The organism is Nocardia cyriacigeorgica NBRC 100375, assembly GCF_000308555.1.
GTDB lineage: Bacteria > Actinomycetota > Actinomycetes > Mycobacteriales > Mycobacteriaceae > Nocardia > Nocardia cyriacigeorgica.
In genome coordinates, this window is sequence record NZ_BAFY01000031.1 from 1 (window position 1) to 13,775 (window position 13,775).

The 13,775-nt window shown below is 66.3% G+C and carries 16 protein-coding genes; 8 read left to right on the forward strand and 8 right to left on the reverse strand.

The window, feature by feature from the left end:
• The coding region (locus RJ05_RS29755) for a DUF3558 domain-containing protein (RefSeq protein WP_081597130.1) at positions 1–606 on the forward strand (606 nt) is incomplete at its 5' end.
• 12 nt (positions 607–618) lie between these two features.
• Entirely contained in the window at positions 619–1,020 is a 402-nt protein-coding gene (locus tag RJ05_RS02355; RefSeq protein WP_036532603.1) for a hypothetical protein, read from the forward strand.
• 159 nt (positions 1,021–1,179) lie between these two features.
• Here the strand turns inward: RJ05_RS02355 and RJ05_RS02360 are convergent, their stop codons facing one another.
• Positions 1,180–1,386, reverse strand: a complete 207-nt coding sequence (locus tag RJ05_RS02360) for a DUF397 domain-containing protein (RefSeq protein WP_036532604.1) — start codon at positions 1,384–1,386, stop codon at positions 1,180–1,182.
• Positions 1,383–2,258, reverse strand: coding sequence for a helix-turn-helix domain-containing protein (locus tag RJ05_RS02365; protein ID WP_036532606.1), 876 nt, complete (start codon positions 2,256–2,258; stop codon positions 1,383–1,385). The genes RJ05_RS02360 and RJ05_RS02365 overlap by 4 nt, the downstream gene beginning before the upstream one ends.
• A gap of 532 nt (positions 2,259–2,790) precedes the next feature.
• On the opposite strand from RJ05_RS02365, the gene RJ05_RS29165 reads away from it, so the two are divergent.
• Positions 2,791–3,213 (forward strand): hypothetical protein, encoded by a 423-nt coding sequence (locus tag RJ05_RS29165; RefSeq protein WP_051016125.1) that lies wholly within the window; start codon positions 2,791–2,793, stop codon positions 3,211–3,213.
• Positions 3,214–3,311: 98 nt separating this feature from the next.
• Here the strand turns inward: RJ05_RS29165 and RJ05_RS02375 are convergent, their stop codons facing one another.
• Positions 3,312–4,460, reverse strand: coding sequence for a methyltransferase (locus RJ05_RS02375; protein WP_036532609.1), 1,149 nt, complete (start codon positions 4,458–4,460; stop codon positions 3,312–3,314).
• Between the two features lie 496 nt (positions 4,461–4,956).
• Here RJ05_RS02375 and RJ05_RS02380 point away from each other — a divergent pair, with 496 nt between their 5' ends.
• Both RJ05_RS02380 and RJ05_RS02385 read left to right on the forward strand, forming a co-directional pair.
• Positions 4,957–5,346 (forward strand): DoxX family protein, encoded by a 390-nt coding sequence (locus tag RJ05_RS02380; RefSeq protein WP_036532614.1) that lies wholly within the window; start codon positions 4,957–4,959, stop codon positions 5,344–5,346.
• Position 5,347: 1 nt separating this feature from the next.
• Complete coding sequence (locus tag RJ05_RS02385) at positions 5,348–5,698, forward strand: hypothetical protein (protein ID WP_051016127.1); 351 nt, start codon at positions 5,348–5,350, stop codon at positions 5,696–5,698.
• On the opposite strand, the gene RJ05_RS02390 is transcribed toward RJ05_RS02385, so the two are convergent.
• The 5 genes from RJ05_RS02390 to kstD all read right to left on the reverse strand — a co-directional run bounded on the left by RJ05_RS02390 (position 5,689) and on the right by kstD (position 10,202).
• The gene (locus tag RJ05_RS02390) at positions 5,689–6,378 is read right to left on the reverse strand and encodes a YwaF family protein (protein WP_174343886.1); all 690 of its coding nucleotides are present in this window, start codon (positions 6,376–6,378) and stop codon (positions 5,689–5,691) included. The genes RJ05_RS02385 and RJ05_RS02390 overlap by 10 nt on opposite strands.
• Positions 6,379–6,707: 329 nt before the next feature.
• Positions 6,708–7,001 carry a helix-turn-helix domain-containing protein gene (locus tag RJ05_RS02395; RefSeq protein WP_036532618.1) on the reverse strand — a complete coding sequence of 98 codons (294 nt, stop codon included), beginning with the start codon at positions 6,999–7,001 and terminating at the stop codon, positions 6,708–6,710.
• On the reverse strand, positions 6,988–7,350 hold the full coding sequence (locus RJ05_RS29760) for a type II toxin-antitoxin system RelE/ParE family toxin (protein WP_081597131.1): 363 nt from the start codon (positions 7,348–7,350) through the stop codon (positions 6,988–6,990). The genes RJ05_RS02395 and RJ05_RS29760 overlap by 14 nt, the downstream gene beginning before the upstream one ends.
• A gap of 104 nt (positions 7,351–7,454) precedes the next feature.
• Positions 7,455–8,318: an enoyl-CoA hydratase ChsH3 gene (gene chsH3 / locus RJ05_RS02400; protein WP_036532620.1), complete on the reverse strand. Its 864-nt coding sequence runs from the start codon at positions 8,316–8,318 to the stop codon at positions 7,455–7,457.
• A gap of 174 nt (positions 8,319–8,492) precedes the next feature.
• Positions 8,493–10,202 (reverse strand): 3-oxosteroid 1-dehydrogenase, encoded by a 1,710-nt coding sequence (kstD, locus tag RJ05_RS02405; protein WP_036532622.1) that lies wholly within the window; start codon positions 10,200–10,202, stop codon positions 8,493–8,495.
• Between the two features lie 142 nt (positions 10,203–10,344).
• Here kstD and RJ05_RS02410 point away from each other — a divergent pair, with 142 nt between their 5' ends.
• From RJ05_RS02410 to RJ05_RS02420, 3 genes are all read left to right on the forward strand, one after another.
• Entirely contained in the window at positions 10,345–11,976 is a 1,632-nt protein-coding gene (locus RJ05_RS02410; protein WP_036532820.1) for an FAD-binding protein, read from the forward strand.
• A 93-nt stretch (positions 11,977–12,069) separates the two neighbouring features.
• Positions 12,070–12,855, forward strand: coding sequence for a 2-keto-4-pentenoate hydratase (locus tag RJ05_RS02415; RefSeq protein WP_036532624.1), 786 nt, complete (start codon positions 12,070–12,072; stop codon positions 12,853–12,855).
• A gap of 10 nt (positions 12,856–12,865) precedes the next feature.
• Positions 12,866–13,774, forward strand: a complete 909-nt coding sequence (locus RJ05_RS02420) for an acetaldehyde dehydrogenase (acetylating) (protein ID WP_036532626.1) — start codon at positions 12,866–12,868, stop codon at positions 13,772–13,774.
• Position 13,775 lies beyond the last annotated feature (1 nt).

Sequence of the window (13,775 nt, forward strand, 5' to 3'; positions counted from 1 at the left end):
TTCCGTCGCGCCGCGCGCGTACGCGGGGCAGTGGTGCTCGCGGCGGCGGTGCTGGGGGTTGCCGGATGCTCGGGGTCGACCGAGGGGTCGCCGACGGCGGTCGAGAGCGCGGCGACCAGTCCGGACAGTGGACAGACCTCGGGCAGCGCTACGGCCAGTACGAGCGCGAAGTCGGACGAGGCCGCGCTGTGGGATCCGTGCACGCTGCCGGAATCGGCGCTGTCTGCGACCGGTATGAACCCAGGAACGAAGGAATCAGGGATCGCCGACGTCGACTTTTCCGGCGCAGGTTGGAATATCTGTCAGTGGACGGCGAATGACGGGTGGTACTGGCTTACCGTTCTGGTTGGACCGCCGACCCTGGAACAGGTCGAAGCACGGACCGACTTTGGGGAGTTCACCGCCACGACCGTGGGCTCACAGTCTGCCTTGCGTTTCCGGAAGCCAGGTGCGAGGCGCGATCTCTCCTGCTATATCGCAGTCGAAGTTCCGCACGGCACAGCGACCTTCAAGGCATCCGCCCGCGCTTCGATCGGGGCTAAAGAGGACATGTGCTCAGTGGCAAACCGGCACACATCAGATTTGGGCGGCTACCTGCCTGAGTGAAGGAGACGGCCGATGAGTGTTATCGATCTAGGCGGTGCCGACCCGCAACAGTGGCGCGACCTACTTGCCCAGGCAGAGGCCGGTGAACTCACACTCGACCCGGAGGTCGGGAGGGGGCTGAACGGTGTCTGTGAAAATTACTTGGCGAAGCTCGACGCGATATTCGAGCAGGTTGGCCACTTGGACTACGTCGAAGGCTTCGGAGGATTCGAGTCCAGCGCCGCGCTCCAGTCGAAGTTCAAGGATAAGGCGACAGGCACGACGCAGTCCATGGACGCGGTTGTACTCGAGCACATCGAGACGGTCAAACTTATCCAGCAGGTCGTCGCCAAGTCCATTGCCAACCTGACCGAGACCGATCAAGGCACCGGGCAGCGGGTTACGCAGGCCGGACAGGATATCCCGCAGGGATAGAACCGCGCTGCACTCTGCCAGTGACGTGAACACAGGGCTCGGACGCGCGAGCTGAAGCCGGGAGATCTCGAGCCAGCTGGGGTGAAGCAAGCACGAGCCCTGGAAAGTCTGCTTGCCAGGGCTCAATGCTTGTCAGCTAAGGTCGAAACCTGCCGCGAGCTACCGACGGCCGAACTTGCCGTTCGCGACGCCGGCGGTGAATGCTTCCCACTCACCCGGACCGAAGACGAGTGCCCCTCCACTCGGATTCTTGGAGTCGCGCACACCGACCAGACCGGAATCGAGGAACGCGACTTCAACGCAGTCCTTGACCGCGTCGCTGCGGGTGCTCTTGAACCAACGGGCGTCAGACAGGTCTTTGTTCACGGTAGAAACTCCTTAGCCACCTGGCGGAGCAGGCCCCTGCTATCCACAGCATCCAGAGCGAAATCCTCGAATGCCTTGTACGCCTGATGGTACCGGTGCACATCCTTCGGCTTTTCGAAATACATGTCACCGACCAGGCCAGGCACATAGACGACCGGCGGCTCCACAGAAGGCCCGGCACGATTGGCGTCGAACTCCAGGATCGTGAACTGTCCGACTGCCCGGCCGCCGGGAACCCCCGCGTCGTTGGGCAGGATTCGGATACTGACGTTCGGCCGCGTGCTCAGGTCTGCGAGTCGTTTGAGCTGAACTGCCATAGTCTTCCGGTCGCCGATCGTGCGGTGGAGGACTGATTCGTGCAGCACGATATGGACTTCCACTGGTTGGCGCTTCCGGGTGATGATCATCTGCCGGTACTGCCGCATCTGCACGCGGCGTTCGTGTTCGGCGGGAGACTCGTCGGGCAGCGCCTCCCGAACCAACGCCCGCGTGTAATCCGCAGTCTGCACAATCCCCGGCACCAACTCCACGTGATACGAAATGAACTTCTGCGCCGCCCCTTCCATCCCCATGTACACGTCGAACGTCTCGGGGATCAGATCCCCGAACTCATGCCACCAGCTCTTCTCGCTGGCCTGTCGCGCCAGGCCGACGTAGGCGGCGACGAGGTGGTCGGGCACCCCGTACAGCTCACACGCCGCTTCGACGTGGTCGATATTGACTCTGTCGTTGTGTCCGTGTTCGAGCCGCCACAACGTGGTGGAGCCGATTCCGAGTAGGGCCGCTGCCTGCGGTTGGCTGAGCCCGGCGCGGCTGCGCCAGTCCATCAGGTAGCTGCCGAGTCGGCGGCGCGGCAAGGTGGTGTCCTGCATGGAGTCCTCCCCATCGAGGGCGGGCCGGTCGACCCGCGAACGGGTAGAGCAATGACATTGCCGCGGAAGCGATGCTGGGCTTTTACACCATCCGGGCCGCCCGACCCGTCGCCCGCACACCGCGCCCACAGCAGATGGTTCGCTGATGCACACCAGATACCGCCCTGAAGAACCCCGAACACAACCTAGCACTGATGTGGCAGGCCGGAAACGATTCGTGTGCAAGAAGATTGGAGTCAATCTGCCGAATATTCAATAGCGGAATATTCCAACAAGAGATGACCTGGCCCATTCCTCATCGACCCGTTGCTACGCCATAGCGCGCAGGATCATGCTCGACGGGTTGGGTCCCAGATGGATTCGAGTCCAGAGGTGGCCCGGCGAACCGCCCCGAACGCCCGCCACGGCTGGGAACCCCGGTGCCCCGAACCGGGGGGAGGATGTGCCGTGTTCACCGATTGCCATCCGGTAACCGGCCGTCCTTCGGACCGCCGGCGGTGAACCGGTTCGTGTGTGAAGGGAAGTTCGGACGATGCGTGTGATCAACTATGGGGCCCGGCTCGGCCTGGCTCTGGCAGCGATTCTTGCGGGATCGCTGTCAGCGGCCGCCCCGGCCAATGCGGCATCGTCCCCGGTCGCTGCCTGCGGTGGTGGCAGTTACCACGTGATCGACAGCCGCAATCTGGATGGTTACGCCACCGTCTACCTGCTCTACAACGGCAGAACGAACTGTGTTGTCACCTGGAAGAAGCTCGACATCGGGACGAGGACATGGACCTCGGCGTGGGTCGGAATCTGGGGCACCAACCCCCAGGTCGACGATGCACAGTACGCGTACTACGCGGGCCCCGTGAAGGTGGATGCCCCCGGCAAATGCATCGTCTGGGGCGGTTCCGCCCAGCACAACGGTAGGACGAGCGTCTATTCGCCGAACAACCCGTCGCACTGCGGCTGAGTGGCCCATACGCCGATCCTCGGGTGAGGCGCCGGTCCGCACAGATATCGACCGGCGCCTTTGCCCAAGTATTCGAGCGCCTCTCGGGTTGCCGCAGCTCACCGCCGGGATGGCGACACTGCAGCACCGTCGCGTACCAATCTCCACAGCGAGGTGACTTCACGCCTGCGCGCTTCGTGCAACGGGTCGGCGGCATCGGTCGCGCGAGCATGTCGTGGCTGCGTATCGTGTCGGCTCACCACGCGCAGTCCGGCGGCGGCGATGCGGGCGGGCAATGCGCCGCGGGGGCGCAGGCCGAGGTGTTCGGCGAGGTCGGACAGCACCAGCCAGCCCTCACCTGCGGGAGTGAGATGTGCGGCGAGACCGTCCAGAAAACGGTGCAGCACATCGGAATCCGGGTCGTAGATGCCGAGCTCGAGATCCGAGCTCGGCTGCGCGGGCAGCCAGGGCGGGTTGCACACCACCAGGTCGGCGCGACCATTCGGCCACAGGTCGGCCTCGATGATCTGTACCCGGTCGGCGAACCCGAGTCGCCGTATATTCGCCGCGGCGCAATCCACCGCGCGCGGGTTGATATCGGTGCCCACCACCTGCCGCGCGCCACGGCGGGCGAGGACGGCGGCGAGCACCCCGGTCCCGGTACCGAGATCGAACACCGTCGCGGGTGCGTCACCCCCATTGAACGGCGTCTCGGCGACGAGGTCGATGTACTCACCGCGCACCGGCGAGAACACGCCGTACGCAGGATGAATACGCGCTCCGAGCGCCTCGATCTCGACGCCTCGCCGATGCCACTGGTAGGCGCCGAGCACCCCGAGCAGTTCGGTCAGCGACACACAGGTGCTCGCACCGGTCGCGCCGTAGGCGTGATCGCAGGCCGCGCGCACATCGGGGGCCCGGCGCAGCAGCAGCGAGTGGTCGGGCTCGAGCAGCACCATCAGGCGACCGAGCACCCGTGCCCGTTCGGTGCGCTTGGCGCGGTGCCGATGAAACAGCTCCGCCGCGCCGTCGCCGGTCGGCCCGGAACGCGAGCTCTGTAGTCGATCCACCGCGCGCAACAGTTGGCGAGCGTTGTGAAAGTCGCCGCGCCACAACAATCCCATGCCATTGCGTGCCATGCGGTACGCCGACTTCGCGGTGGTGCGATCGTCGACGACGACAACGCGAGCCGGTGCGGGCGCATCGCTTTCCGAATGCCAGTGCGCGGACCGGGTGCTGCCGTCCTCGGTCCATTGGACCATTGCCATGAGGTACTCCAGAACTGTTCGAAGGTGCTTGCTCAGCAACGCTTCGAGCCGGAGTACGACGAGGCTATCTGGGTGTCACCAGAAGGGCACCGACGGTCGCCGTCACGCTCGAAGCGCGGCAGCGTGGTCGCCTAACACCATGCCCATAGTCACGGCTGGATCCTTCCCGTCACGTAGCTCCATCCTCGCACAGCCGCGCGTGGGCCGTGGACCTGCGCCGGTCAGGATTCCGGCGGAAGAATCGGCGGCGCGAACCGTCCGGCAGCCCAGCCGACGAGCACCAGGCCACCGCCGACGGCGAGGCTCAAGGGATCCAACACCTTTGCAGTATACGTATACGCATAGCCGCCGTGACGGCGATCGCATGACTCACATCACGTCGGCGAGCTGTCACAGCTGCCGGGTGCGCGGCATCTAATGCGCGATCAGTTCCACCGACGGCAACGTCCGTCGGCGACCGGCCCGGCCCGGTCGCGCGCATGTCAGGAGAAAGCTCATGAATCTCGCCCTCTGGATCTCCGCCGGACTGCTGGCCCTCATCGCCCTGTTCGGCGGCGCTTCCAAAGCGTTCATGCCCAAGGACAAGCTTGACGAACTGGGCGCGAAGTCCGGCGGTGGATGGACCGAGCACGCGAGTGCCGGCTTCGTCAAAACCCTCGGCGCAGTCGAAATCCTGGCCGCGGCCGGCTTGATCCTGCCCGCCGTCCTCGATATCGCACCTTTCATGGTCCCGGTGACGGCAGTCTGCTGGATCCTGTTGATGATCGGCGCGATGATCACCCACGCCCGCTACCAGCAGTACAAATACGTGGCGCTGAACTTCGTCTACCTCGCCCTTGCCGCCTTCGTGGCCTGGGGCCGCTTCGGTCCCGAGTCCTTCAGCTGAGGTGTGCAGCGGGGGCCACGACGACCTGCCGTCCTTGTTCGGCTCGTTCACCCAGCGCCCCATCGAGGACCGCGCCCGCATCGTCGACTACCTGCGCGCCGCCCCACCAGTCCTCGACGTGCTCGACGTCGAACGCGACCTCATCGACAACACGCAGCAGATCGCCAGCGCCGCCTCCCTGATCTCCGACGGCACCTGGATCTGGCGCGCCGACTCCATCCACGATCTGTCCCGCTACGCCATCGACATTCCCGACGAATTCCTCACTCACGTCCGCGGACTCGACTACCGCCCGCCCGCGGCCGTCCCCGACTCCGAAGAGTTCGACGCGGCGATGATGAGCTACTTCTGACCGTCCCGGTTCCGCACCCACGGCCAAGTCATCAACGCCCACACCACGAGCAAGATGATCGCAACGGTGCCGAGGTACCACGGCCACGGCCCCAGCACATCCAGCAGCGACGGCGTCGACGGTTTCCGATTCACGAACCCGTAATTGGTGTCGGCCAGCGAATTGAACACGAACGTCACCCCAACCCACACCACCGTCGCCCCCACCGCGATCCGATAACTACCCCAATCCGGGCGCATCCCCACACCCCACGTCAGGTAGATCGCCGCCCACACCACCAGCAGGTGAATAGCCCAGAACCCCAAGAACTCATAGTGCGGGAAGTCCTCGCTCTCCAACGCCGGCGACACCAATGCCTGCGTACTCAACGTCAGGCACCAGAAGTAGGTCAACGCATAGGCCCACCGCCACTGCGTGACCAGCGCGACCCCGGCCACCATCGTCGCCAGATCCGTCAACCGCAACGGCACCGACTGTTCGACCGTCGGCGGAAACATCGTCGCCCCGAGGACCACCGCGTACATCCCGAGCGTTACCACCCCGAACGCTCGACCGAACCCACTAGGAGCGGCTTCGCCGCGCTCCCGCCGCCCGATCGCGACCACCGCAACCGCCCCCACAACGAACACCGCGAGCACGACCAGGTGCGAGAGGCCGTACGCGGAAAACTCCCTGGCCATCGGGTTCACAGGGTTCAGGGTAGTTGGCGCGGGCGTCGCCCCGGCGCTGCGTACCTCATGCCGCTCCAGCTGGAGCCAACCCCCACGTATCGCACAGCAAACCGCGCCTCGTGCAACCGACGGCGCCGCAGCGCATACAGTGAAGCCCCTGAACAGCAGAACGCCTCCGGCTCCCGAAGACGGAATGCCGGAGGCGCGGAACGGGCCCGATCAGACGCCGAGTTCAACCGCACATCTGCGAGTACCGGCATGTCGCACGCCACCGACAGGACCCCTGGGTCAGCGGGCCGTCGGCGTATCGCGGACGGCGTGAAGGGTTCGCGGACGTGTTAAGCGACGCGCGGTTTGACCTGCACGACCAGCTCCGCGTTCAAGGCTGCGGCGAGGCGCTCGAGTACCGGGAGACTGGGGATCGTCCCGCCGGCCTCGAACCGGGCTACCGCCGATTGGGTCATTTCCGCCGCCTCCGCCAACCTGGTCTGGCTCCATCCGCGTTCTTCGCGCAACTGCCGGATTGTGCGCCCCAGTTCGTATGCGAGCCGCGCTGACTCGTACGCCTCGCGGGCTCCGGGCTCGCGCATCCGCCGGTCTCTGATCTGTGACCACTCGCTACGCTCGGCCATCGTTCTCACTCTCCTCGGCAGAGTGCCGCTCTGCGATACAGCGTTCCAACGCAAATCGCGCCCGCTCGACTTGCATGCGCTCTCGCATACGCGATTTCACGAAGACGGTCAGCAGAACTATCCGTCGTCCCGATGCTATCCAGTACGTGATCCGTACTGATAAACCATCCAGGTGGAATCGCAGTTCGCGCAGTTTGCGGTCGAGTTGACGTGTGTACGGCTCGCCGAGGAGCGGTCCTTCGTCGGCCAGTAGGTCCACGTAGAACGCCGCCCTCGCGAACAGGTGGGAGGGAAGTTCTTCCAGCCATTTGCGCACCTCGGGTTCCAGCTCGACAGTACCCCATCCCATAGCGTTGATGCTATATCGCCAGTTGATGTTATCTATTTGTTTTCGGAATGACGAACGCCGCCGGCTCCTCGTGCGGATCGGAACCGGCGGCGCGGGCGAAGTGATCAGCCCTGGAACGTCAACCGAACATCCGCGAGCACCGGCGCATCATCGCGCTCGACAACGCTCGCACCGATGATCAGCTCACCCTCACCACGCCAGATCCGGGTGCGGATGGTTTCGCCCGGGTACAGCACGCCGGCGAAGCGGGCCCGGAAACCGGTCACGCGGGAGGCGTCGGAGTCCAGCACAGTGTCGGTCGCGGTCTTGCAGACGATGCCGTAGGTGCACAGGCCGTGCAGGATCGGGTTGGGAAACCCTGCGGCGCGGGCGAATTCGGGATCGGAGTGCAGCGGGTTGCGGTCGCCGAGCATCCGGTAGAGCAGCGCCTGCTGCGGGAGCGTCGGGGTGGTGACGTCGAAATCAGGTGCGCGGTCCGGCAATTCGGACTTGGTGCTCGGGCCGCGTTCGCCGCCGAACCCGCCCTCGCCCTTGGCGAAGATGGACGAGCGGGCCGTCCACAGCGGCGCGCCGTCGGAGCCGGTGATGGTGTGTTCCTGCACCACGACCGCCGCCGAACCCTTGTCCCAGATCTCGCTGATCCGCCCGGTGCTGGTCGCCTTACCCGCCGCGGGGATGGGGCGATGCACCTCGATCTCCTGGTGGCCGTGCACCACCTTGGCCAAATCGATGTCGATGCCGGGGAAGCTGACCTTCGGCGGTTCGGTCTCGTGCAGGGTCTGCGCGACGGTGGCGAACGTCGGCAGCACCTGTGGGGTGCGGTCGTCGAGATAACGCAGTTCGGCGGGATCGGTCCAGCGCGCGCCCGCGCCGAGGCCGAGCTGATACAGCTGGACGTCGGACGCCGTCCACGCGAACTCCCGGCTCGGCAGTTCGGCGCCGAGCGCGATCTTCGGGTCGATGGGCATCAGTTCTCCTTGTGCATGTTTGTGGACAAATGGGTGCCGCCGTCTGTGGTCATCCTGCCGAGCGGGAGCCACGCGCGGCACCGGATCGCCCGCTTCGTGGGACGCGCGCTCCGCCGGACGCCGTGCGGGCCGAGCGCCGAGGCCACCTGGCCCGGCGACCGGCCCGCCGCGTGATCACACCTCGGCCGACGCCGGCGCGGTCTCCGACTTCTTCCGCTCCGCGATATCCAGCACCGCCAGATAACCGAAGGTGATCGCGGGCCCGATGGTCGCGCCCGGTCCGGCGTAGGTGTGGCCCATGACCGGTGTCGAGCAGTTACCGGAGGCGTACAGCCCCTCGATCGGCGTGCCGTCCTCGCGCAGCACCCGCCCGGCGGTATCGGCCACCAGGCCACCCTTGGTGCCCAGGTCGCCGGGCACGATCTTGGCCGCGTAGAACGGGCCTTGGACCAGTGCCGCAAGGCACGGGTTCGGCTTGACGGTCGGGTCGCCGTAGTAGCGGTCGTAGTGGCTGTCGCCGCGGCCGAAGTCCTCGTCCTTGCCGGTGTCGGCGAAGCTGTTGAACCGCTCGACGGTGGCGGTCAGGTTGTCGGCGGGCACACCGAGTTTCTCGGCCAGCTCCTCGATGGTGTCGGCCTTGACGATGAAATCGTTTTCCATCCAGCGGGACGGGAACCGCTGGCCGGGCTGCAACCCGGCGAAGATGTAGCGGTTCCGATAACGCTGGTCGAACACCAGCCAGGCGGGGATGTTCTCGCCCGGACCCTCACCCTGACCGTATTCGCCGCCGTACATGGTGTGCACAGCCTCGACGTAAGGAGCGGACTCATTACCGAATCGCTTACCGTCGGCGTTCACCATGATGCTGCCCGGCAGATTCCGCTCGGCCAGCGCGAACCACGGCTTGCCGCCCTTGAAGACCGTCGGACCCCACCAGGCGTCCTCCATGAAGCCGATCGCCGCGCCCGCGTCCATGCCCGCGACGATGCCGTCGCCGGTGTTGGCCGCCGCGCCGGTTGTCCACTCGGTGGTGATGGGCTGGCGCTGGTACTTGGTGCGCATCTCGGCGTTGTGCTCGAAACCGCCGCTGCCGAGGACGACGCCGTGGCGCGCGGTGAAGGTGACCGGCTTGCCGTCCTGGAGTGCTTCGACGCCGGTGACGACGCCGTCGGTCACTACGAGCTTGGTCATCGGGGTGTTCAACAGCAGCGGCACGTTCGCGTCCATGAGCCCCTTGCGCATGGCCGCCATGATCGCCTGGCCCATGACCAGCAGATGCTTGCGGGTGAACTTGGCCCAATAGGTGCGCGCGCCGACGCGCATCGCGCGCATCATGCCCTTGGGGTGGCGCTTGATCAGGTTCAGCCGCACGAAGTCTTCCTGCATGACGGCGACGTTCAGCGGCGCCTTGGCGTAGGGCGGTTCGAGGTTGAACCGTTCCTCGCCGAGCACCATCGCGTTGAACGGCCGGGGTTCGCACGAGCGGCCCTCACCCTTACCGCCGGGCGCCTCGGGGTAGTAGTCCGAGTAGCCGGGCACCCACTTCAGCTTCAGCGGCGTGTGATCGAGCACGAAGTCCAGCGCTTCGGCCCCACGGTCGATGTAGGTATCGATCCGCTCCTTCGGCACCACGTCGCCGATGATGCTGTGCAGGTACTTGCGCGCCTGCTCGCGATCATCGGGCCGGCCCGAGGCCAGCAGTGCCTTGTTTCCGGGAACCCACACTCCACCACCGGAGCGAGCGGTGGATCCACCGTAGTGTGCGGCCTTTTCCAGGACCACCACGCTGAGCCCATGGTGGGCGGCCGTCAGGGCGGCGGTCATTCCGGCGGCGCCACTACCGACCACCACCACGTCGTATTCCCGATCAGTCATGTAGAACACGTTATAGAATCCTCGGTTGTTAATCCATTGTCTGGTGCGTATACCTTGCTAATCAGGGGTAAACGCAGCAGTCTTGTCGTCAAGGAAACTCGTTTCAGTTTGGTGACGAGTTCCGATGTGGAGCGGAACCGGAGTGGAGTACATGAGCCTCGAGTGGGACCTGACCGCCGACGTGATCGTTATCGGTTTCGGGGCGGCGGGGGCCTGCGCGGCGCTGGAAGCCGCGGCCGACGGGGCGCAGGTGCTGGTGCTGGAACGGTTCACCGGCGGTGGCGCGACGGCGCTGTCGGGCGGGATCATCTACGCCGGAGGCGGTACCTCCGTGCAGCGTGAAGCCGGGGTGCACGACACCCCCGAAGCGATGCTTGCCTACCTCGAGCGCGAGGTCGGCGACGCGGTGCGCCCGGAGACGCTGCGGCGTTTCGTCGACGAGAGCCCCGCCATGATCGACTGGCTGAAGGGCCACGGCGTCCCGTTCGAGGCCTCGCTGTGCCCGTACAAGACCTCCTACCCGAACGACGACTACTACCTCTACTACTCCGGCAGCGAAATCTCCGGCGCCTTCTCCGACATTCCCGCGGCTCAGCGCGGTCATCGGGTGCACGGGCGCGGTGTGTCCGGCAAGCAGCTGTCCGGGCCGCTGGCGACTGCCGCGGCGAAGGCGGGGGTGCGGGTGGAAACGCTGACGCAGGCCACCGAGTTGATCACCGACGACACCGGCGCCGTCATCGGCGTCGAATGCCGCACCCTGCGCGCGGCGCCCGGACGCATTCGCGACCGCTACACCCGCATGGCGAAGCTGGCCGCAAAGCCCGGCATCTACTACCCGCCGCTGCGCAAGGCGCTGGAGAAGCGGATGGCGCAGATGGACGCGCGGTATCGCACCACCATCCGGGTGCTGGCCCGGCGCGGCGTGATCGTCAGCGCTGGCGGTTTCATCGCCAACCGCGAGATGGTGGCCGAGCACGCGCCCGCCTACAAGGGCGGCATGGCGCTCGGCACCACCGGTGACGACGGCAGCGGCATCAAGCTGGCGCAGCGCGCCGGCGCGGCCACCGATCGGATGGGCAACGTCTCGGCCTGGCGGTTCCTGCTGCCGCCGAGCGTGTTCACCGGCGCCATCCTGGTCGACGGACAGGGCCGCCGGGTGATCGACGAAACCCGCTACGGCGCCGCCGTCGGCAACAAGCTGGTCAACGAGCACGGCGGCATCGGCTGGCTGCTGGCCGACGAGCCGATGATGCGCACCGCGATCGGCCAGATCGGCGCACAGGGCACCTGGTTCCAGCGCGCCCAGTTCGAGCCGCTGCGGCGCAGCGCCAAGCGCGGCGCCACCATCGAACAGGTCGCGGCCAAGGCGGGCATCGATCCCGCCGGACTGCGCGCCACCGTCGACGCCTACAACTCGGCCATCGACACCGGCGCCCCCGACCCGGTGGGCAAACCGGCCGAATACACCACCCCGCTGCGCACCGGACCGTTCTGGCTGCTCAACGTCTCCATCCGGCCGAGCGTGATCAACCCCTGCCCGATGCTCACCCTCGGCGGCGTGGTCGTCGACGAGGACACCGGCGCCGTGCGCTCCACCGACGGCGCCGACATCCCCGGCCTGTACGCGGCCGGACGCACCGCCGTCGGCATCTGCTCGGACTCCTACGTCAGCGGTCTGTCGCTGGCCGACTGCGTGTTCTCCGGACGTCGTGCGGGACGGTCGGCCGCGGGTGTGCGCATCGCGCAGCGCGATCCGGCGACCGCGGAAAGGAAGCCCTCATGAGCGGAAACGCTTCTGAGACATACGTATCCCTCATGTGCGGTCGGCGACGCGGCACCGCGCAGGGGGCTGCTCATGAGAGAAAGGACTACTGACGTGCTGTCCGATGCGGTACGAATCGAACTGGCCGACGAACTCGAGCTCGCCGAACGCGACCGGGTCGCCATCGACCCACTGGTCGCGCGGCATCCCGATATCGACGTCGTCGACGCCTACGAGATCCAGCTGATCAACATCCGGCGCAGGCTCGAATCCGGCGCGCGGGTGGTCGGGCACAAAGTGGGCCTGTCGTCGAAGGCGATGCAGCAGATGATGGGTGTCGACGAACCCGATTACGGGCATCTGCTCGCGGAAATGGAAGTCTACGAAGACGTTCCGGTCGAGGCCGATCGCTATCTTTTCCCGCGGGTCGAGGTGGAGGTCGGGTTCATCCTCGGCGCCGATCTGCCCGGCGCGGACTGCACCGAAGAGGACGTGCTTGCCGCCACCGTCGCCTTCGCGCCGTCCATCGAGCTCATCGACTCGCGGATCAAGGATTGGAATATCGGCCTGGCCGACACCATCTCCGACAACGCCTCCTCGGCCGGCTTCGTACTCGGCAAGGAGCGGGTCGCGCCGAAGGACATCGACATCAAGTCGATCGACGCGGTGCTCACCCGCAACGGCGAGGTCGTCGCCGAAGGCCGCAGCGACGCGGTACTCGGCGATCCGGTCATCGCGGTGGCGTGGCTGGCCCGCAAGGTCGCGAGCTTCGGGGTCCGGTTGAAGGCGGGCGATGTGGTCCTGCCCGGTTCCTGCACGCGCGCCATCGACGCGCGTCCCGGAGATGCTTTCCATGCCGAGTTCGCCGGACTCGGTTCTGTCCGTTTGCAATTCACGTAGGAGGTACGTCGTGTCCGAAGGGACCGTCACCGCCGCGATCGTCGGGTCCGGCAACATCAGCACCGATCTGCTGTACAAACTGCTCCGTTCCGAGCACATCGAGCCGCGCTGGATGATCGGCATCGATCCGGAGAGCGAAGGCTTGAAGCGCGCCCGCGGGCTGGGCCTGGAGACCTCGCACGAGGGCGTCGACTGGCTGCTCGGCCAGTCCGAACTGCCCGACATGGTGTTCGAGGCCACCTCGGCCTACGTGCACCGCGAGGCCGCGCCGAAGTACGCGGAGAAGGGGATTCGCGCCGTCGACCTGACCCCCGCCGCCGTCGGCCCCGCCGTGGTGCCGCCGGTGAACCTGGGCGCCAATATCGACGCGCCGAACGTCAACATGATCACCTGTGGTGGTCAGGCCACCATTCCGATCGTCGCCGCGGTCTCGCGCGTGGTTCCGGTGCCGTACGCCGAAATCGTCGCGTCGGTCTCGTCGGTGTCCGCAGGTCCGGGCACCCGCGCCAATATCGACGAATTCACCAAGACCACCAGCCGGGGCGTCGAGACCATCGGCGGCGCGCAGCGCGGTAAGGCCATCATCATCCTGAACCCGGCCGAGCCGCCGATGATCATGCGCGACACCATCTTCTGCGCCATCCCCGACGATGCCGACACCGATGCGATCGCCGACTCCATCCACCGGATGGTCGCCGATATCCAGCAGTACGTGCCCGGCTACCGGCTGCTCAACGAGCCCCAGTTCGACGAGCCGTCGGTGGTGTCCGGCGGCATGGCGAAGGTCTCGGTCTTCGTCGAGGTCGAAGGCGCGGGCGATTTCCTGCCGCCCTACGCGGGCAACCTCGACATCATGACCGCCGCTGCCACCAGGGTCGGCGAGGTCATGGCCAAGCAGATCGCCTCGGCACGGGTGTAAG